Raw genomic sequence first — 19,718 nt, 5'->3', positions numbered from 1 at the left:
CTTCAGGTGAGGGCCGGAATATTCGCGAGCCTCCGGCACGGCGGTCGTGGCAGCCTGCCGACATGCCTTGGCAGCTCACAGAACACGCAGGTCGCCACTACGCCGTCCTGTTCCACTACGCCTTGCCCGACGACGCATGGGCCGTGGAGCTGAGCGAGGCTGTGCCTACGGCGGCCGAGGGGACCGAGGGGACCGAGAACCCCGATGCCGTGGTGACCCACCTGCCCGGTCCTGCCTTCCTGGTGACGCACGTTCCGGACGAGGACCCGAATCCGCAGCCGACCGTCCGCGTCTGGAGCCCTGCCGAACGCCTCGCCCCCTACGAGGTCATGCGCTGGTACATGGAACAGGTGGCCGACCGGGCAAGACGCTGCCGTATCGCGTTCGAGCGGGGCGAACCCGAAGCAGTGGAATGATCACGCAGCTCCCCGTCGGCAACCGAAAGGCCCGGGGGTCCATCTGCCCCCGGTGCTGTACGGGCGGCCTCGCACCCGGCCGACCCGTCACCCCCTGCTGTTCGTGCGCCTGCTCCGAACGGGTGTTGTCGCCTTGGTCGGGCAATCCGTCTCCTCGTCGGCCCCGAATGCACGGTGTCGGCGGTCCGGGAGACGGGGAAACCGTCGGCGACCGTCACCGTGGCCGATCCGTCACCGGTGACACCTTCACCGCTTCCGTACCCCATGAGCGGGGGATACGAGAGGCGGTCCGTCGCGCGAGCTGCTCTCCCCTAACAGGGCCTGCTCCTGCGACACCGCCCAGGTCCCGGGTGCTGTCACGTGTCCGGCCGGGATCTGGGCGGTCGCTCGCTCTCCTCACCGCCGGACGAGGGCCGGGGCAGCCCAACGCGTCTCACAGCTGTCCCGGAGTTCTCGGGGTTCGCTCATGCCGGCGGCCCTGCGCGCCTCGTGAGGAGGCGCGCAGGGCCGCTGTCGTTCCGGACGGGGCTGTGCGCGAGCGGTCAGGGAACTACTTGGGCATGAGAACGGTGTCGACGATGTAGACGTTGGCGTTCGCCGTCTTGACGTTGCCGCAGACGACCTTCGAGGAGTCGTTGACGGTGTAGGCCTCGCCGGAGCCCGCGGTGGTGACCATGCCCTTCTGCAGGGTCTCGAAGGAGCCGTTCTCCAGCTGCTTGGGGGCGAGCTTCTGGCCGACGACGTGGTAGGTCAGGATCTTGGTCAGCGTGGCCTTGTCGGCCAGGACCTTGTCGAGGTCGGCCTTCGGGAGCTTGGCGAAGGCGTCGTTGGTCGGGGCGAAGACGGTGATGTTCTGGGCGTTGTTGAGGGTGTCGACCAGGCCGGCCTTCTTGACGGCGGTCACCAGGGTGGACAGGGCCGGGTTGTTCGAGGCCGCGGTGGCGACGGGGTCCTTGGCCATGCCGTCGAAGGAGCCCGCGCCGTCCTCGGGCACGCCGGCACACGCCGGGCCGAAGGGCTCGTCCATGGCCGTCGAGTCCTCGTCCGGCTCCTGGCTCGCCGTGGTGGGATCGGCGGCGGCCGAGGTGGGCGAGGTCGTCTTGCCGTCGTCGCCGGAGTCCGAGCACGCGGTGAGCGCGAAGGGGAGGACGGCAGCGGCGGCCACGGCGATCGTGCCACGACGGATGCGCAGGGAGTTCATTTCGTTGCTCCTTGAAAGGGTCGGACTTCTGTGGGAAACGTGCGGGTGCTTTCCGGAGCACGCGAAGGCGCTCTCCGGTGGTCTAGGTGACGGTGACGAACACGCCGTGCCAGCCGCTCGCTCCGTCGGGGATGGTCCTGGCGCGCTGTTCGGTCTGGACCTGGCCGGTTCCGTCGGTGGCGCGCACGGTGAGGTTGTGTCCGCCGGGGGTGGCCTGCCAGCGGTAGGTCCACTGGCGCCAGGTGTCGACGGTGTCCTGGGCGGCGAGGTCGGCGTCCTGCCAGGGACCGTCGTCGACACGGACCTGGACGCGGGTGATGCCGCGGCGCTGGGCCCATGCGACTCCGGCGACCGTGACGGTGCCGGCGGCGGGGCGGGCGAACGGCTTGGGCGTGTCGATGCGCGACTGGGTCTTGATCGGGGCGCGGCGGGCCCACTTCCGCTTGACCCAGTAGGGGTCGTAGGCGGCGAAGGTGGTGAGTTCGATGTCCTCGATCCACTTGCAGGCCGAGACGTATCCGTACAGGCCCGGGACGAGCATGCGTACGGGGAAGCCGTGGTCGAAGGGGAGGGGTTCGCCGTTCATGCCGACGGCGAGCATGGCGTCCCGGCCGTCCATCACGTCCTCCACGGGCGAGCCGAGCGTCATGCCGTCCACGGAGCGGGCGACCAGTTGGTCGGCCTTGCCGCCGCGGGACGGGGGCGTCACCCCGCACTCGGCCAGCAGGTCGGCCAGACGGACGCCGAGCCATCGGGCATTGCCGGCATAGGGGCCGCCCACCTCGTTCGACACGCAGGTCAGCGTGATGTCCCGCTCGATCAGCGGCCGGGCCAGGAGGTCTTCGAGGGTGAAGGACCGGGCGCGGGAGACGCCCGTTCCGTGGATCCGCAGACGCCACGTCCCGGCGTCGACCTTGGGGACGACCAGGGCGGTGTCGACACGGTAGAAATCCTTGTTGGGGGTGGTGAAGGGGGTGATGCCCGGTACCTTGAGCCGGGCGCCCCTGGGAACGGGCGGGGCCGGTGAACCCGGTGCGGGAAGGACCAGAGCGTTCCGGGAGGCGACAGCGCCTTGACCCTGACGCCCGGTCAGGTACCTGCCGAGCAGACCGGCCGACGTCGCACCGACAGCACCGGCACCGGCCATGACGAGGAAGCCGCGCCGGTTCCAGCCGGCACCGCCCGTGCCCTCCGCGCTCCCGGACGCCCCCCCTGCCTTTCCCGCCATGGCGTAGAGGAACACGGCGCCCGCCACGGCGCCGACGAGGGAAGGCAGGACGTCGACGGCGCCCTCGGCGTCGGGGCGGCTCAGGGCCGCGACCGCGCCGACAAGCCCGAACAGCAGAATCCCCGACGCGCCGACCCGCCTGTGACGAAGGGCGAGGACGCCGAGAGCGGCGGCGACGAGAGCGAGGACGACGAGGATGCCGAGCTGGAGAACGGTCTTGTCGTTCTCCCCGAACGTACGGATGGCGAAATCCTTCACCGCCGCCGGCGTCCGGTCGATGACCGCGCCACCGACAACCGTGACCGGCCCGGCAGCCGGCCGGAACAGGCCGGCGACCAACTCGGCCACGGCCAGAGCGATGAATCCCGCCAGAAGGCCGGCCGACGCGCCCAGGGCGGTACGGGAGAGGGTGCTGCGGAAACTGTTCACGCCCGGGCATTCGTCAAGATCCGCCGAGCGGATTGGTCCGCCACCCGAAAGAGTGAAAAGCCGGCACGCACGGCGGCGGTGTGCTCGTCGTAGCCCCCGGCCTGAACCGGCAGGCCTTCCTCGTCGCACTCCAGCTCGCGCAGCGTAGAGATCCGTACGTTCTTCGACAACCGGGCCGGAGTCCTGCAAGGGCCAGGAGGGTTGTCGAACACGTCGTGGGCCCTTGACCGCCGGAGCTGATCCGCGGGATCCGTGTCCGGCGCGGGTGAAGCGGTCGTGGAGGGGGGTCTCTGCAGTGGGGCCAAGGGGCCGCTCGGGCTTGTCTGCGGTGCTCGCCGCAGGATGCTCCTGAGGGTGGGGCGGACCCGTCCCGCCGTTCACCTTCTACCGATCCGGTTTTCGGCTCTCGTGTGACGCCGGTTCTGGAGAACCTCTCCGTCGTGGCCGCATCGTGATCAACCGGCAGGGGGAAGCGTTCTCCTCCGCCACGGCCGGTCTTTGTCCACAGGGCCACGGTTCGAGCACCGGGTTCGAGGCCGCCACGGTCAGCGGGGTCGCCCGTACACGCGGATCGTCGTCCCGGTCACCGAGATCCGCACGGCGCACGGCATCGACCCCGAACCGGTCGACGACTCCCCCGCCCTGGAGGTCCTCGGACGCGTCTTCGTGTCCTCCCTGTGGAGAGGGTCGGCCGAGGCATCTCGTTTGTCACACGCGCTCGTTCGGCAGACTTTCTGTCACCGGTGCCGAAGAGCCGGAGGCCACCGGCACCCCGGCTGTGACCTGCTCAGGACTGAGCCCTTCCACGGCGAGACGGAAGAGGCGGTCGGCCTGAGTATCGGGGTCCGTGTGGTGCTCGGTGGCCAGGGCGATGCCGACGGAGAGGGTCAGCAGGTCGTGAAAGGTGACGTGCGGTGCAACCGCCTTGTCGCGAATGGCCCGCTGGAGCAGGGGGGTTGCGGCCGCTTCGATTCTGCTGCCGCAGCTGTTCGGGGAGGGTTTTTCGGTAGGGGGCTCGTAGCTGAGGGTGTGGGCGAATCCGCGGGCCGAGACGGCGTAGAGAACAAGGGCGTGGAGCCACTCCAGGAGTGCGGTGCGGCCGTCCTCGGCCGCACTCAGCCGCTGGGCGCGCTCGCACAGGCCCTCGATGCGCTCCTGGAAGACCGCTTCGAGAAGGGTACGGCGGGTGGGGAAGTGGCGGCGCACGGTCGCCGAACCAACGCCCGCGATGCGGGCGATCTGCTCCTGGGACGCCTGGGCGCCGTGCGCGGCGACCTCGGCTTCGGCGACGGCGAGGATGCGCTGATAGTTGCGTCGGGCGTCCGAGCGGTGACCGGTCATGATCTCCTCATTGCTAAACGGCGGGCCCCGCCATATCTTACCGGCAGGCGAATCGGCGGGCCCCGCTGTTTTGCCTCTCTGATCCGTGAGGAGCAGCAACCATGCCCAGCAATAGCAATACCGTCCTGGTTACCGGCGCCACCGGCCGCCAGGGTGGGGCCACGGCGCGCGCACTTCTGGCCGCCGGGGTGCCCGTACGTGCGCTCGTACGCGATCCGGGCTCGAAGCCCGCCCAGGCGATCGAGACGCTGGGCGCCGAACTGGTGCGGGCGGATCTTTCCGACCGGGCCTCCCTCGAACCGGTGGTCGAGGGAGTCCGCTCGGTGTTCTCGGTGCAGATGCCGCCGATGACCGGGACCGGCGTGGACTTCGCGGACGAACTCGCCCAGGCCACGAACCTGGTGGACGCGGCGAAGGCGGCGGGAGTACAGCAGTTCGTACAGTCCTCGACCAGTGGAGTCGGTGAACACACCCGGGCCGCAGGCTGGGCCGAAGGCCGGTGGGCGGCGCTGGCGGACTACTTCCACACCAAGCAGGCGATCATGGAGACGGTGCGTGGTGCGGGTTTCGCCCGCTGGACGGTGATCAAGCCCGCCTTCTTCATGGAGAACCTGCCCCTGCTGGCGCCCAAGGGGCCCCGCGGCGGACTGCTGACGGTACTGAAGCCGGGCACCGAACTGGCCCTGGTGGCCGTGCGGGACATCGGCACGGCCGCGGCACACGCCCTCCTGGACCCCGACCGGTTCCACCGGGTGGAACTGGAACTGGCCAGTGACCTGCGCACGATGGAGCAGATCGCGCAGACCTTGTCCGCCGCCTGGGGCGTGCCCGTGACCGCGCCCTCCATGACCGTGGAAGAGGCTCTTGACGCGGGGATGCCGACGTGGGGAGCCGGACACGAGTGGAACAACGTGGTCCTCCAGCCCGCCCGGCCCGCGTTCGCCCGGGAACTGGGCATCCCGCTCACCACCTTCGCCGAGTGGGCGGATGAGCAGTTGACACCCGTGTCCGGCCAGGGGCATCCGGCGCCGTGACCTTCGGCGGCGCCCGCCAGGGCGGACGGGGCGAGAAGACTGACGTGCCTCGGCTCGATCCGTGAGCCGAAGCTCAGTGGCTGTCACCGGCAGAACCGGCAGAACCGGCAGAAGTGGTGAACGGGGGCGGTCGAAGCGGCCTGGTTGTCAGCAACGATGCATTCGACTTGTCACAAGCGCTTGTGACGAGCGCTTGTTCGGCAGCCTTTCTGTCACCAGTGCCGGGGCGATGCGGGCAGTGGTCGTATCCGCACGGCTCCTCTGTCGGCCGAGGTCACCAGCCAAGCGTGACCGGGCCGAGCCCGGACGGCATATGGCGCGTGGCCACCGCCACGGCCTCATGCGCTGTGGCGAACAGGCCGAGGTCCGGCGTGATGAACCCTGTCCCCACCCCGTACGTGCCGTCGCTGCCCGCAGTCAGGCACGGTCCGACAACGGTCAGGCGCGGGCGAGTGGTGGTCGAGAAGCGCAACGCCCAGTGGCTCGTGAACGGGTAGAGGGCACGAAGCGCCGGCTCGGCGTGCGCCGCCTCGATCAGGGCTTGGTACGTCCCTTGCCAGACGTAGTCCGCCTCGCGCGCCTCCACGTGCAGGCTCTGCCACTCGGATTCCGCCAGGCGTGCAGTATCGAGATCGGGCACCTCGAACCGGCCGGTCAGGTGTACGAAGGGTGCCGCCCGGTGAATGTCGTTCAGGGGCGCCCCGTCGTGCCAGGCCCGGGCGGCCCTGGTGACCTCCGCCAGGTCGTCCGTGCTGCCATCGATGAGGGAGAGGCTCTGGAACGGTTCCGTGCCGCGGATCGACCACCGCCGCTGGTGTGCCCATGCGCTGATCCGCAGTGGCTCGCGGTGCGGCAGCATGCTCGTGACGGTCGCATGGAGCAGCGGATCAAGCTCCGACGACGTGACGGGGACACCGGCGAGGCAGTCTTCCGCCTCGAACCGAAGCGCTGTGGCGAGGCTGCCGAAGGCCGCAATGTCGGGGTACAGGACAGAGGGATCAGGAGGGGTGGGCAGGGCTCCTGATCGTGCCCGAACCGCTGATTCCCGGGATGGACGGCCCCAACGACCCGCAGCCTCGCCGGTGACAACAAGTCTGCCTTTGTGACGACTACCTCGCCTCGGCTCGATCCGTGAGTCGAAGCACGGTAGTTGTCACCAGCGGGACCGGCTGAGCTGGTGAATGGGAACGGCCGAAGCAGCCTGGTTGTCACAGACGTGCAATCGGCAACCTTCCTGTCACCAGGCTGAGACGTGACGCTCGTCCCGGTCGGCTATGGAGCTGCCTTGCGGAAGAGAGACAATAGGGACCGGGCTGGCAAGGCGCCCGGGTCGAAGAACTGCGTGGCCAGTGCGGGCGGCACAGCCGTTCCCTGCATGCGGACCTCATGGCAGGTGAAGCAGAACGCCGCCTCGAACAGCACCAGGTCGAGAGAGTTGTCGTACGCCCGGACGCTCCAGCCAGGCGAGAAGCCGCATCGGTGCTGTTCACTGCCGGGCAGGCTCTCGATCAGGGCCAGGGCGGCGGCAGCTTCGCTCCCGGCCCAGTGGACGACCGTCGTGCCTGGGTACGGGTCGTCTCGTCCAGTGGGAAGGGCGGAGATCCGGACGACTTCGATCAGCACGGTGGCGGCAACGGCTTCGGCGGGGAGCTGCATGTGCGCAGTCTGCCCGCCGGGTCGGCGGCCGGGTAAGGAGCACAGATGCCTTCGACAGGCTCAGGCCGGTGTCAGTTCGATCGACCCGAGGCAATCCACCGCAGAAGTCGCACCGGCACAAAGTGACAACACACCTGCCTTGGTGACAACCATCGCGCTTCGGCTCGATCCGCTACAGCAGACCCGCCGAACGGGACGACGCCTCAGTACTCGATGTCGAGGTAGTCGATGTCGGTGAGTCTGACTTCGGAGAGTCCCGCGGCGCGGGCGCCGTTGTCCTGGAAGTAGGCCTCCTTGAATCCTTCGGCCATGATCGCGCGCTGGTGCTGGTCGCTGAGGCCTTGGTCCTGGGCGTCGAAGAGGCGCTGGGCGTAGGTGGCGGGGAGGTTGACGGTGAGGCGGCGGAGACGGCCGTCGTCGGTGGTGCCGATGGGGGCGGTGTAGCCGAAGCGGGCGCGGGTGGAGACCTTGATGCCGGTGGCGGCGGCCTGCTTGCGTCGACGGCGGCGGACGCCTGGCTGCCAGCGGGTCTTCACGGCCGTCTCGATCTGGGCGGCGATGTTCTTGGGCGGGTTTTTCCGGGCGCCACGGCGGTAGCGGTTGACGGAGTCGGCGGTGACGCCGATCTCTGCGGCGACGGCTTTGGCGGTGCCGAGTCGGCGGATCAGGTAGTTGATCCGGGCCTGGAGAGTCTTGGGGGGCTGTCTTGTGAAGCTTTCCTGGTCGGCGCGCTTCAGGGCGTCGTCGATCTCTCCGGTCATCTGGTTGAGCTCCTGTCGGAGGGCGGAGGGGGCGGGGCGTCCGGGGCCGGGCTGGTGAGCGGGGCCTTGGTCGCGTGTCTTGTCCGGGTCGCGGGGTCGTCGGTGCCAGGGGGAGACGGTCTGCGGGGCCGGGAGAGGCCGGAGGTGGGCGGCGGGTGGGTGTGGGCCTCCGCCGGCGTGGCGGGTCGGTGTTCGGGGTGGGCCGGTGGATGGTGGTTGTGGGGTTATTCGCCTTCGTCCATGACGGCGTCGTGGCCGTCGCCCTTGATGTGGCGGGCGGGGTTGTAGCCCTGTTCCATCAGGTCGACCGCCCACGTCATCGGCTGTACGCCTTCCAGCTTGGCCCGGCCCGGCGTGGGGCCGAGCCGGAAGGCACCGGGGATCGGCTTGCCCGACTCGGCGTAGGGGAGGAAGTCGAGCGGGCTGGCGCTGGCGGCGGGGTAGACGACGCAGTCGGAGAGGACCGCGAGCGGGTACATGCCGGTGAACTTGGCCATGTTGGCGAGCTTGCGGTGCATGTTGACGCGGGTCTTGGAGATGATCGCGTTGCGGATCCAGGGGGCCCAGGTGGGGCGTTTCATGGCCGGCCATTCCTCGCCGTCCTTGTAGCCCGTGCCCTGGGGTCCTTCGAAGAGCTTGCCGATGCCGCCCTTCACCGTTGCCTTGATCGCGGCGAGGACGGCGGCCATCGCCGGGTCGACCTGCTTGTGGACCTCCATCGCGGCGAGGAACGCCGCGTCGGTGAGGTCGGGGGTGACGCCGAGGTCGGCCAGAGTCCGGGCGTAGGCGGTCTTGAGCCGGTCGTGCCACGGGTCGAGGTAGGCGCCGGTCTCGCGGCGCAGGTACGCCTCCAGGATGTCGACGTTGTAGCCGAGTTCCTGGGCGTAGGCGACGGTGTGGGTCTGGTACCAGGCCGGGCCCGTGGGGCGTCGGCCGGTCGGTGTGAACGGGCTGGGCAGGCGGGGGTCGAGGTCGATGTGGGAGAGGTCGACGAGCCAGGAGCCGGTGACCTTGGGGTAGAACTTCGGGCGCGTGAAGTGGTCGGGTTCGGAGAGGCCGACCATCAGGCGGGCGGTGGAGGCGAGGAAGGCGGTGTTGAGGTCGAGGCCGACCGCGTACGGGAGTGCCGCCTCCTCACCGGTGAGGAGGTCGATGTCGCGGATCCACTGGTAGGCCTCTTCGTTGACGAAGCCGCCGGTCCAGCCGGTGCGGACGACGACGGGGTGTTCGGGGCGGGCTTCCGGAGGTGCCGGCGGCAGCGGGTCGGTTCCGAGGCTTCCGGCGTGGTGGCCACGGGTCCAGTCGCCGCTCTCCTCCTCGCGTACGGGCTTGGTCGGCGGGCGCAGTGCGGTCATCAGTTCCAGGCCGGAGACGGCTGTGGAGCCGCGGGGGGTGATGACGCGCTGTGCGTAGACGCCGAGGACTCGGGCGATGTCGGCCGGGGCCATCTCCGCTTCGTCGACGCCGGGCCAGGAGCGGGAGTCCAGGGCGTCCCAGGGCAGAATCGCGAGCTGGACGCACTGGCGGTCGCGTCCCCGGGCCTTGCGGTAGATGCGGGGCCAGGGGCCGAAGCCGCGCTGGGTGAGCTGCCACTTCGCTTTCATCACCTGCTTGACCACCGGATGGTCCTGGGGCAGGCGCAGACCGCGGCGGTCCTCCAGACGCTCGGGCAGGCCGAACTTCGCCGCCGCGGCCGCGGTCAGAACGATGAGGGGGTCGGAATCCGTGCCGTAGCGGTGGAGCTTGGCGGCGCCGATGCCGGACCGTGCGAGGGTCCACTCGACCAGTTCCACGATCGTGGTCGCCGGGCACTCCAGCACGATCCCGCCGACGCCGTATGCGGTCCCGTCGCCGTCCAGGACGGCGAGCGGTCCCCCCGGAAAGCGAGGGTCGAGCACTGCCGGGGCCGTCTTCTCCCCCACGGGCAACCGCGGCGGCGTGAGGCGTCTGGCGGAGGGCTCGGAGACGGGCTGGTGCTGGGGTGTGCTTGCCGCGGCGGGGGCAGGCTTCGGCATGAGGGGCTCTGCCTGCGGATCAGGGGCGACGGGTCCGGAGAGCGGGGGCGGCATCTGTGGGAGCGGTGTCTGCGGAGGCGGCAGCTGCGACTGTGGTGTCGGCGCGGGGGTCGGTGCCGCGATCGGTGTGCCGTGCGCGGGGTGCTTCACCGCCCAGCCGCTCAGAATCCGCTGGTACGCCTCCAGACGGGGCGAGCGCGGCTCGCTCCTGCCGTTCTCCCAGTTCTTGATCGTCTGCGTCGTGGTCTTCAGCGCGGCGGCAAGGCGAGTCTGCGTGATGCCGGCGGCCTCACGCAGACGAGCGCGCTCGGCCGGGGAGGGAAGCTGCGGCTCCTCCGCCAGCAACTCCTCGGCCGCGGCAAGCAGTTCTTCCTCACTAAGACCCATACCATGGACCCTAGCAGAATTAACCCCCTCTTTAGCCTTCACTTTTAACCCTATCGGTTGATTCTTGAGAGGGGGTGCACCTGGAGCGTCTTGCGCCCCTGCAACCAAGACGCTGTGTTGTCGGAACTTGGTGTTCTCGTTCTTCCTTGAGCGTTGCAGCCGGCCCGCGCCTCCCCGGCCCGGGCGGACGCCGCCCCAGCTCTTGAGGTTCCTGAGCCGGCCATTAGCCTCAGGGGGTGATTGCTGCCGCCACCGAAGGTCATCACGCGTCTCCGCGGCGGGCGGATCCACGCCTACGTCGTGGGCGCCGACGTCTACGGGACGCTGGAGCCCGCAGCGATTTTCCAGCCGCGGGACGGCGAGGAGGTCGTAGCGTCGGTGGTCCGGCAGGACCTGGAGCGGGTCGTGTACACGACGCTGAACGGAGTCGTGTGCCTCACGCGCGCCGGCGACCTCATGTGGGCCTCGGACTTCGAACCGCACTCTGACGTACGCCATGGCCACCGGCCCGGCTGTGCGCTGTCTCAGGACGACCGGACGGTGTGGGTCTACCGGCCGGACGCGATGGCGGGACGCGGGGGCGGGGACCGGTGGGTCGTGCACGACGCCGACAGCGGTGTGGTTGTCGTCCGCCGGGAACTGGAGACGGTCGGGCACGGCGCCTTCCACGACCACCCCGACGGGAACGTGCTCTTCACCCTCCCCGTCGAAGCCTTCGGGTACGACCCGGAGGAGTCCTTCGCGGAATGGAGCGGCGGCTACCTGACCGAGGACACGGCCATCGTCACCCCGGGCGGTGAGGGTCAGGACGAAGAGGAGTGGTTCCGTCACCACCTGGTCGACGTACGCACGGGCACCCTCGGCGGCGAGTTCACCGTCGAGGCGAGCAACCCGTACGAGCTGGTGCCCCTGGGCGGCGGGTCCTGGCTCACCAGCGGCCCCGGCGGCGACCCCGTCCGTTGGTCCAGCGCTCCGCAGCCGACGGCACCGCCGCACCCGGCCGTGCCGACCTCTCCGTACGAGAGGCGGCAACCGTGACGGCAGGCCCCCGAGTGCCGCTGGTTCCTCAGGCTCCTGAAGGCTCGAGCCGGCGAGCTCGGTAGTTCGTCGGGGACACGGGCTGCGTGTTCCACACCGCGGCCTCAAGCTCTTTCGGGAGGCACGGCTCAGGCAAGGGGTTCCGGACGCCGAGATCGACCGGGCTGTCGCCTTTCAAGAGTTCTGGGGCGGTCTCGCCCTGCCCCCGGCCCCCCGAACACGAGGGCGGCCCGCGCGTTCTGGAAGCCGATGCCCCGAGGGCTCGGCCGCGGACGGATGGCGGTTCCCGGCCGACGGCTGTCGCGTGTCCATGGCCCACGGGTTCATGATCGGGCCAGGAGGCGAGTTCGGGATCGACGCCGACCACCGGACGCCGCTGCACGCCGGCACGGAGGGATGGGTGGAGGCCTTGGCACTGGCTGACCACGCGGGCTACCGGGGCGAGACCATCACGAAGCTCGAAGGCAGCGCCGTCGAGGACCTGAACCTCGACGGATGCGAGCCGGTACCCGAAGCCCAGGGACTCGCTGACACCTGGTGGCGGGGCAAGGACCCGCTCATCGCCCCCTACCGCGGCGAAGCCTCAGGCTTCAGCGCCTCCACTGCCTGCGGGCCCATGTCTACGGCGGGCTCGATGCGTGGGGCCTGGTCGGCACCTGACTCCCGAAGGCCGAGCTCCTCGGTCCCGCCGCCGAGCGTTCGGGTTGCCACAGGGGCGAACCCACAGCGCCAAGCCACAGGTGTGGTCGGTTCCGAAGATCGGGCCTTGTCGCCACGCGGGTGGTGATGTCGTGGGCGAGTGAGCCCTACCAGGCCGGGCGTGGGTCCTGCCGCTCGATGGAGAATCCGGGCGGAACGGTCGTTTCCGTTCGCCACAGCAGGCCCGGGTCGGGTGGGGAGTCCTCAGTGACCGGCGCTGGAGGGTGCAGACGCCTATGGCCGGGAAGTGACATCTCGGTCAGCACGCCGTCTTGGATCATCCACAGCCCGAAGCAGTCGTCTTCCTCGTCATGGACGAGTACCTGCACGCTCTCCGGGTTCGGCCACTCCAGGGACTCCAGGTGTCGGAACAGGCCGGATCGCGGATGTACATGGTTGAACTCGATCACCCACCCGTCGACCGGGTGGAGCCGCTCGAAACGGCCTTGCCAGTCGCGCGAGTCGTCCGGCCGCGTCAGGGGTTCCATCACCTCGTCCGCGAACCGTGCCAGCACGATGACCTCAGCGATTCTGCTCATGCCGGATTATCTGCACACTCGACGGGCCGACGGCAATCGGATTCCAAGGCGCGGCCGAGGGCACGGCATCTTCTTGCCGTCACGTGCTGAGAGGCAGACGGGCGCCGACGAGGCAACCATCGATGGCCTCTGGTCGGTACTGCGGCGTCTTCAGCCCGCGCTTCACCGTGCGGGTGCTCTTACCCGTGGCCAGGCCCGGCCGTGGGCAGGCGGCCATGCTCTAGCTCGCGCACCAGCCTGGCCATCCGGGCTTCACTGAGCCGAGTTCTTCCCGGGGCCCTTCGGCAGGACTCCCGTCTCGCCCAGCTCGCGCCAGGCCCGGCGCCGCCGCTCGCTCGACCTTCGCTGAGAACCGCCGCGAGCGACGATCAGACAGTCCTCCGCTCCACGGCGGAAAAATAGTGGCTCAAGACGTCACGGGTGTCCGGAGTGAAGAGTTCCTCCCCCATCGACCTGAGGAGCTCGGACTCCGACAGCCAGCCGTGCCACATCACTTCGTCCGGATCGGGACACAGGTCGTCGGGCAGGACGGCCTCGTGCACCGCGAGCCAATGGGGGCTGAGCCCGCTGCGGTTCAGGAACTTCACGACGAAGCGGACCGGCACTCGAACACCCAGTTCCTCGGCCAGTTCGCGCGATGCGGCCTCCTCATAGGACTCGCCCGGGGCAACGGCACCGCCCGACCCCACCTCGTAGTGTCCCGGGAATCGATCGACGTGTTCAGAGCGACGGTGCACGAGGATCCGGCCTTCCCGATCCCGGCACACCGTCACGGCAATCCGGTGCAACCAGCCACGGCGGACGGCCTCGCCCCGGCCGACCACCGCCAAGACCTGGTCTTGCTCGTCCACACGCTCGACCATCTCTTCCCCCGGCTCCCCACATGGCTGCCGGGGCACGGCCACAGAGGCGGATGTTTGATGCCGATCGAGCTTCTCCAAGACCCGGTCGCGGAGAAGCTCATACTCCTCACGGAGCCTGCGCCACTCGGTCACGGGCGGGCGAGGGATGACAACGCCGCCCGTGACGGTCTCCTCCGGCCCGAACTGCTCGCGGGTGAGATCGATCTCGAGGCCCATACTCAGCCGGTTCCACCAGTGGTAGTCCACACGCTCTCCGTCGACGTGGACCTCCCCGCGGATCAGCTCGCCTCCCAACAGGTCGTTGAGCACCATGGCGGTCACCCCGCACTGGTCCCGAGCCGGATTGTCCTCGGTCCAGCGCGATCGGAACTCAGGCGTGCACGTCTCGGCACTCCAGCTGCTGCGAACGGCTCGTTCGATGTCGGAAAGAAGCAACGGCGTCATGCCCCTGATCCTGCCCGCGGGCACTGACAACGGCCTGGGGCGCTGCTGCCGCGCGAGGCCGTCCGCTCATGCAAGGAGACGTGTACCGCACGACCGTGCCGGCAGGCGTGCGGTACACCCTGGGGGTGCTACAGGTCGGCGCCGGTCAGGGGGCGCAGGGTGGAGCCGTCGCGGTGTTTCCTCACGTTGAGCTGGCTGGGGATGCGGCGGCTGAGTTCGGGGACGTGGCTGATGATCCCGACGGTGCGGTTGCCTGCGCGGAGCTGGTCCAAGACGTCCATGACGTCCTGGAGGTTCTGTTCGTCGAGGGTGCCGAAGCCTTCGTCGATGAAGAGGGTGCCCAGGGGGCGTCCGCTGGCTTCCTGAGTGACGACGTCGGCCAGGCCGAGGGCGAGCGCGAGGGAGGCGGTGAAGGTCTCGCCTCCGGACAGGGTGGAGGTCTCGCGTTCGGTGCCGGTCCACGTGTCGAGGACCCGCAGGCCGAGGCCGGCCTTCAGGCGGCCGCGGCGGCCGGTCTCCTTCTCGTCGCTGTGGACGAGGAGGTAGCGCTCCGAGGTCATGTTCTGCAGGCGGGTGTTGGCGGCGGCGGCGATCTCCTCGAGGCGTGCGGCCAGGACGTAGGCCTCGAGTTCCATGCTGAGGGTGTTGGCGGCGGTGTTGGCCGAGGCGATGGAGGCCAGGCGCTCGACGAGGCGGTGGGTCTGCTGGAGGGGTTCGAGGCCGACGAGACGGGCCTCGATGTCGGCGGCCAGTTCGGTCAGTGCCGCGACGCGCCCTTCGGCCTGTCGAGAGGTGCCCGCGGTGTCCTTGAGGCGGGCTTCGGCCCGCTGGAGGGCATGGGCTGTCGCAGTGGGGTCGGGGGCGGGCTGGCGACTTGCGTCGACCAGGCCGGGGTCGGTGAGGACGCTGGTGACGACGGCGTCCTCCTTGCCCCACCGTTCGAGGTCCTCGGCCCACTGCTGGAGCAGGGCGGGGGCTCGTAGTGCGTCGACCGCTTCGTCGCGGTCGGCGAAGCCGGCACTGTGGGCCGCCTGGTCCGCCCCGGTGAGCGCTTCGTCGTGGCGGGCCTCGGCGTCTGCTGCGGTCTGCGCCGTGGTGATCGCGTGGTCGAGGCGCTCGGCCGTACGGGTGAGGTCGGCCAGACGCGCCTGAAGACTGGAGTGGCCGACACGGGCGTCCTCGAGGGTGCGGGCGAGTTCCGCCTGCCGCTGGGCCAGTGTCCGGCCGCGAGCCTGGCACTCGGTCAGCACATCTCTTGCTTCCTGACGCAGCCGGGTACGGGTGTCGTGTTCGGTGCGCAGGCGTGCGAGTTCCTCTCGTGCGGCAGGCAGACCGGCGGCGGTGTCACATGCTTCCTTGTGGGCGGTACGGGCGTTTTCCAGGGCGGTGGCCAGTTCGGCCGCGGCGGTGGTGCCGGCGGAGCCGAGGGCCCTGGCGTGCTGTTCGGCCAGCTCCCCGTGCTCGAGATCGGCTTTCGCGAGTGCCTGTTCGGTCTGCTCGTGCAGGGTTCGGGCTTCGCTCTCGTCCTCTCGTGTGGGCTGGTCGTCCCGGAGAGGCGCGGGGGCCGGGTGTTCGCGGGAGCCGCATACGGTGCAGGGCGATCCGGGGCCGAGCTGGGCGGCGAGTTCTCCGGCCATGCCGTCGAGGCGGCGTTCTCGCAGGTCGAGCCAGTCCTGCTTTGCCTGGAGCGCCTGGGCCGCGCGCTCTTTCTTCTCCTCCGTGGCAACTTCCAGACGTGTGGCCAGGCTGTCGCGCAGGAGGGCGCCCTCGTGGCGGGCAGTCGCGTCGCGGACGGTCTGCTCGAGGTGGGCGATGCTGTCCTCGGCCCGGTTCATGGAGTCGACGGCGTCGGCGTGCAGGCTCTCTTCCGCGGGCCAGGTGGCGAGCCACTTCTCGGCCTCGTCGAAATCTGCGCGTGCTTGCTGTTCCTTGGCGGCGAGGTCTTCGAGCTGGTCGCCGAGCCGGGTGTGGAGCTGCTCGTCGGGGAGCAGTCCTTCGACACGGCCTCGCTCGGCGTGCCGGCGCTCGAGGTGGGCGCCCAGGCGCTGGAGGTCTTCCTGCTGGTGCTCCGGGGCGAGGCGGGCCCGGGCCTGCTGTTCGTCGGCGCGGGCTTCCTCCCGTGCGGCGGCGGCACGGTCCAGTACCTCGAGCAGAGGACGTACGGCCTGGGCGTTCTGACCGCGGTCGAGTTCCTCACGCAGCTGTGAATGGCCGGCGGCTCCGTCGTCGAGTGCGGCTCGACGGGCGAGGGCGTCGCGGTGCCGGGCCTGGCGTTCGGCAAGGTCGGCCGCCTTCTCGTGATCGCTCTTGGCCTCGCGGTGTTCCTCATCGCTCCGCTCGGCGTCGGCCCGCGCCGCGCCCTGGGCCTTCTCCGACAGGGTGAGGAGCTGCCGGGTCCAGGTGAGAACCGCGGCGGGATCGTCGGTGCCGGGGCGGGTGGCGGCGTCGTCCTGCGGGCGGAGGGTGCGTGCCTCCTGGTCGATGCGTTCGCCCAGCTGCCGGATTTCGGTGAGGGCCTCGTCGAGGTTCTTCCGTGTTTCTTTGCTCCGGTTGGTCAGCCAGGTCTGCAGTTCCTGGAAGCGGCCGGTACCGAAGAGGCGGCGCAGCAGGCCGGCCCGGTCCTTGGCGTCGGAGCGGAGGAACTTGGCGAAGTCGCCCTGGGGCAGCAGGACGACCTGGCAGAACTGTTCCTTGTTCAGGCCCAGGGCTGCTTCGATCTCTCTGGCCGCGTCCTGGTGGTTCGCGCAGACGGGGTCCCACCGGTCGTTGCCGTCGGCGGTTTTGGTGTGCTGGTGGAGCTGGACGGTGGCTTCGTCGGTGGCGATGCCGCTTTTGGCGCGGGCGCTGGGGCGCTCCTGCCTGGGGGTCCGGGTGATCTTCAGGCGGCGGCCGGCGGAGCTGAAGTCGAGGGTGACGGCGGTGCGGGTGGTCGTGGGGGCGTGGTCGCTGCGCAGGCGGTGGGTGGGGCGGATTCCGGGGACGGTGCCGTAGAGGGCGAAGCAGACGGCGTCGAGGACGCTGGTCTTGCCGGCTCCGGTGTCGCCGCGCAGGAGGAAGAGGCCGTTGTCGGCCAGGGCGTCGAAGTCGACGGTCTCGGTGCGGGCGAAGGGGCCGAAGGCCTGGACGGTGAGGTGGTGCAGGTGCATCAGTGGGCCTCTCGTGCCGCGGCTTGGACGCGGACGCTTTCCAGTCCTTCGCGCAGCAGGTCCTGCTCTTGGGCGGTGGCGGGGACGTTGGTCACGTGGTGGAGGAAGCCGAGGGCGATGTCGTGGTCGCTGCGCCCGTTGACGCGGGTGGCGTAGGACTCGTCGCTGGTGTGGTGCTCGGCGGTGAAACTGAGCCTGAGGGTGTGGGGAAAGCGTTCCTTGAGCCGTTCCATGGCCATGTGCGGGCGGTCGGGGTCGGTGAGGGTGATGTGGAGCCAGGATCTTTCGAGCTCGGTGTGCTCGGGGTCGGCGAGCAGGGCGTCCAGGGTTCCGGTGAGCCGGCCGAGGGTGCGGGGTACCGGGCACGGGATCCGCTGGTCGTCCAAGCGGCCCTGTGCGTCCAGGTCGACGAGCCACATCGCCTTGGGGTGGTCGACCTCGGAGAAGGAGTAGGCCAGGGGCGATCCGCTGTAGCGGACGCGGTCGGTGATCTTCTGGCAGCGGTGCAGGTGCCCCAGGGCCACGTAGTCGGTTCCGTCGAACACCGAGGCACTGACCGAGGACACGCCGCCGGCGGTGATGTCGCGTTCGCTGTCACTGGGTTCGGCGCCGGTGACGAAGGCATGGGCGAGGACGACCGACCGGGTACCGGGGCGGGTGGCCAGGTCGGCGCGTACCTGGTCCATCGCCGCGCCGAGAACGGCCTCGTGGCTGGGCTTTTCCGTTTCGAAATGGGCCTGGACCAGGCCGGGTTCGAGGTAGGGCAGCCCGTAGAACGCCACCGGCCCGTGCTCGTCGTTCAGGACGGCCGGGCGGGCGCAGTCGTCCACCGAGGTGCGCAGGTGGATTCCGGCGCGTTCGATCAGTCGGGCGTTGACGCCGAGCCGGCGCGGGGAGTCGTGGTTGCCGCTGATCATCACCAGCGGCACGCGCATGCCGGCGAGTTCCTCCAGGACCTGGTCGAACAGGCCGATCGCGTCGAGCGGCGGGATGGCCCGGTCGAACACATCGCCCGCCACCGTCACGACATCGACACGGTGCTCCCGAACGGTGTCCACGAGGAACCGCAGGAAGGCGCGTTGCTCGTCGATGAGCGGAACACGATGGAGCTGACGGCCCAGATGCCAGTCGGATGTGTGCAGGATCCTCATGCGCACACACCGTAACCACAAAGGCCAACGCTGTGAGTGGATTTCATGATGAACGATCCTTTCGGGTGATCTCCCGGCAGCTCGCCCCTCAAGGACCCGGACCTCCACCAGGAAGAGAACGAAAGGGACATCGCGGCGCGGCACAGCCCCGCACAAGCGGCCTTGCCCGGACGCCGGTGTGGCTCCGCTCCCCCGTCGACGCGCTGCCAAGGATCCGGCCGCCCCAGGGGGGGTTCCCGGAGCCCGCCCCGTACCCGCGGTGCAGCGCCGGTGGCCTCTGACGCATGCGCGCACCGGAACGTCGGACCCATGGCGCGGCGCACTCGATCCTGATCCGCCGGACAAGGCCCTGGGGCGTCCCCGTAGCGCGACGGTCGGGCATGACCGACGCCACCGGCCGGGCAGTGTCAGTGGGCTCCACCGTCCGCCGAGCCCATCAGCACGCCGCAGGAGCCAGGAAAAAGGGGCGCCAGATCGGGCTGAACCCGAAGACCACGCACTCGGACGTTCCCGCGGCGGCCTGAACAAGAGAGTTCACCTCTCCGACGACAGCCACGTACGGCCCTTGGCCCTCCGCGTCACCGCGGGACAGGTGGGCGATGCACCAGCCTTCGAGGCCGTCATGGCGGGCACCGCATTCCGCGAAGCTGGCCGGGAAGGCCGCGGACCCGGCCCGGCATCGTCCTGGCAGGCCGTGCGTACTCGTCCCGCGCGATCCGTGCGCATCTTCGGCGGCATGGAATCCGCGCAGTGATCCTTCGACCGTCCGACCAGATCGGCCACCGCCTGCGGCGAGGCCACGTCGGAGGTCGACCGTCCGCCTTCGACGCCGAGGCGTACAAGCAGCGCGACAAGGAGACACGCCCAGCGCTGTGGAGCATGCGGTTTTCCTCGCCGTCACGGTGCCGTCGGCACACATGCCGAACGGCCCGCACCATCACCCAGTGGTACGGGCCGTTCAACCACCCCAGAGCCTGCCGGAAGGGGGGAAAGACCGGCAGGCCCTGCCTGTTCAGAGCGGTCCCATGCGCTCAAGAGCCGCATGCCCCCAGTTTCACGATCCACACTCCCCAGCCGCCCCGGTTACAGGGCCGTGCCAGCGGCAGGCTGATCGCTCCGGAGCAGTCATGCCCACCGCCGATGCGGAGCGTGAACCGCTGATGGGCGTTCTCGACCTGGCCGGTGTCATCGGCTCGCCCCTCGCCATGGGACGCGCTGGTCGCGGAGGGGCGGATCAGGAGCGGGACCAGGGGCGGCGTCCGGAGGTGTGAGTGCTCCGGCCGGCTCCGATGCCCGCCAGGTGCAGGGCCAGGGCGATGAGCCCGAGAAGCATCACGTTCGTCGAGGAGAACACATCGTTGGTACCGATG

General features: G+C 69.7%; 15 protein-coding genes and 2 pseudogenes. 4 read left to right on the top strand and 13 right to left on the bottom strand.

Annotation, left to right across the window (positions count from 1 at the left end):
• Window positions 1–62 precede the first annotated feature (62 nt).
• Window positions 63–416: a hypothetical protein gene (locus ADL08_RS28580; RefSeq protein ID WP_053648045.1), complete on the top strand. Its 354-nt coding sequence runs from the start codon at window positions 63–65 to the stop codon at window positions 414–416.
• Between the two features lie 550 nt (window positions 417–966).
• Here ADL08_RS28580 and ADL08_RS28575 read toward each other — a convergent pair.
• The 4 genes from ADL08_RS28575 to ADL08_RS28565 form a co-directional block, all read right to left on the bottom strand.
• Complete coding sequence (locus ADL08_RS28575; RefSeq protein ID WP_053648043.1) at window positions 967–1,617, bottom strand: fasciclin domain-containing protein; 651 nt, start codon at window positions 1,615–1,617, stop codon at window positions 967–969.
• 82 nt (window positions 1,618–1,699) lie between these two features.
• Entirely contained in the window at window positions 1,700–3,274 is a 1,575-nt protein-coding gene (locus ADL08_RS28570) for a molybdopterin-dependent oxidoreductase (RefSeq protein ID WP_053648041.1), read from the bottom strand.
• Entirely contained in the window at window positions 3,271–3,444 is a 174-nt protein-coding gene (locus ADL08_RS37370; RefSeq protein WP_159043104.1) for a hypothetical protein, read from the bottom strand. Before ADL08_RS37370 ends, ADL08_RS28570 begins: the two co-directional genes overlap by 4 nt.
• Window positions 3,445–3,982: 538 nt before the next feature.
• Window positions 3,983–4,615 (bottom strand): TetR/AcrR family transcriptional regulator, encoded by a 633-nt coding sequence (locus ADL08_RS28565; protein WP_053648039.1) that lies wholly within the window; start codon window positions 4,613–4,615, stop codon window positions 3,983–3,985.
• A gap of 101 nt (window positions 4,616–4,716) precedes the next feature.
• Here ADL08_RS28565 and ADL08_RS28560 point away from each other — a divergent pair, with 101 nt between their 5' ends.
• On the top strand, window positions 4,717–5,649 hold the full coding sequence (locus ADL08_RS28560; protein WP_053648037.1) for an NmrA/HSCARG family protein: 933 nt from the start codon (window positions 4,717–4,719) through the stop codon (window positions 5,647–5,649).
• Window positions 5,650–5,923: 274 nt separating this feature from the next.
• Here the strand turns inward: ADL08_RS28560 and ADL08_RS28555 are convergent, their stop codons facing one another.
• The 4 genes from ADL08_RS28555 to tap all read right to left on the bottom strand — a co-directional run bounded on the left by ADL08_RS28555 (window position 5,924) and on the right by tap (window position 10,468).
• The gene (locus tag ADL08_RS28555) at window positions 5,924–6,508 is read right to left on the bottom strand and encodes a DUF6193 family natural product biosynthesis protein (protein ID WP_234352296.1); all 585 of its coding nucleotides are present in this window, start codon (window positions 6,506–6,508) and stop codon (window positions 5,924–5,926) included.
• Window positions 6,509–6,921: 413 nt separating this feature from the next.
• Window positions 6,922–7,305, bottom strand: a complete 384-nt coding sequence (locus tag ADL08_RS28550) for a hypothetical protein (RefSeq protein WP_053648028.1) — start codon at window positions 7,303–7,305, stop codon at window positions 6,922–6,924.
• A 203-nt stretch (window positions 7,306–7,508) separates the two neighbouring features.
• The gene (tpg, locus tag ADL08_RS28545; RefSeq protein WP_053648026.1) at window positions 7,509–8,066 is read right to left on the bottom strand and encodes a telomere-protecting terminal protein Tpg; all 558 of its coding nucleotides are present in this window, start codon (window positions 8,064–8,066) and stop codon (window positions 7,509–7,511) included.
• Between the two features lie 224 nt (window positions 8,067–8,290).
• A complete protein-coding gene (tap, locus tag ADL08_RS28540; RefSeq protein WP_053648024.1) occupies window positions 8,291–10,468 on the bottom strand; it encodes a telomere-associated protein Tap in 2,178 nt (725 codons plus the stop codon).
• 240 nt (window positions 10,469–10,708) lie between these two features.
• On the opposite strand from tap, the gene ADL08_RS28535 reads away from it, so the two are divergent.
• The gene (locus ADL08_RS28535; RefSeq protein ID WP_053648022.1) at window positions 10,709–11,506 is read left to right on the top strand and encodes a hypothetical protein; all 798 of its coding nucleotides are present in this window, start codon (window positions 10,709–10,711) and stop codon (window positions 11,504–11,506) included.
• An 806-nt stretch (window positions 11,507–12,312) separates the two neighbouring features.
• Here the strand turns inward: ADL08_RS28535 and ADL08_RS28525 are convergent.
• From ADL08_RS28525 to ADL08_RS28505, 5 genes and pseudogenes are all read right to left on the bottom strand, one after another.
• Window positions 12,313–12,744, bottom strand: a complete 432-nt coding sequence (locus tag ADL08_RS28525) for a hypothetical protein (RefSeq protein WP_053648020.1) — start codon at window positions 12,742–12,744, stop codon at window positions 12,313–12,315.
• Window positions 12,745–13,112: 368 nt separating this feature from the next.
• Entirely contained in the window at window positions 13,113–13,607 is a 495-nt protein-coding gene (locus tag ADL08_RS28520) for an NUDIX hydrolase (RefSeq protein ID WP_078968002.1), read from the bottom strand.
• A gap of 60 nt (window positions 13,608–13,667) precedes the next feature.
• A pseudogene (locus ADL08_RS28515) lies at window positions 13,668–14,051 on the bottom strand (YunG family protein); the annotation flags it as partial.
• Window positions 14,052–14,179: 128 nt separating this feature from the next.
• A complete protein-coding gene (locus ADL08_RS28510; protein WP_053648018.1) occupies window positions 14,180–17,197 on the bottom strand; it encodes an AAA family ATPase in 3,018 nt (1,005 codons plus the stop codon).
• Entirely contained in the window at window positions 17,197–18,348 is a 1,152-nt protein-coding gene (locus ADL08_RS28505; RefSeq protein ID WP_053648016.1) for an exonuclease SbcCD subunit D, read from the bottom strand. The genes ADL08_RS28510 and ADL08_RS28505 overlap by 1 nt, the downstream gene beginning before the upstream one ends.
• Window positions 18,349–18,740: 392 nt before the next feature.
• Between ADL08_RS28505 and ADL08_RS37710 the strand changes: the two are divergent.
• Window positions 18,741–19,212 (top strand): annotated as a pseudogene (locus ADL08_RS37710) (transposase); the annotation flags it as partial.
• Window positions 19,213–19,718: the final 506 nt, after the last annotated feature.

It is taken from the genome of Streptomyces sp. NRRL F-6492 (assembly GCF_001280125.1).
Lineage (GTDB): Bacteria > Actinomycetota > Actinomycetes > Streptomycetales > Streptomycetaceae > Streptomyces.
The sequence above is the reverse complement of the archived record's forward strand: the minus strand, read 5'-3'. Positions and strand labels throughout refer to the sequence as shown.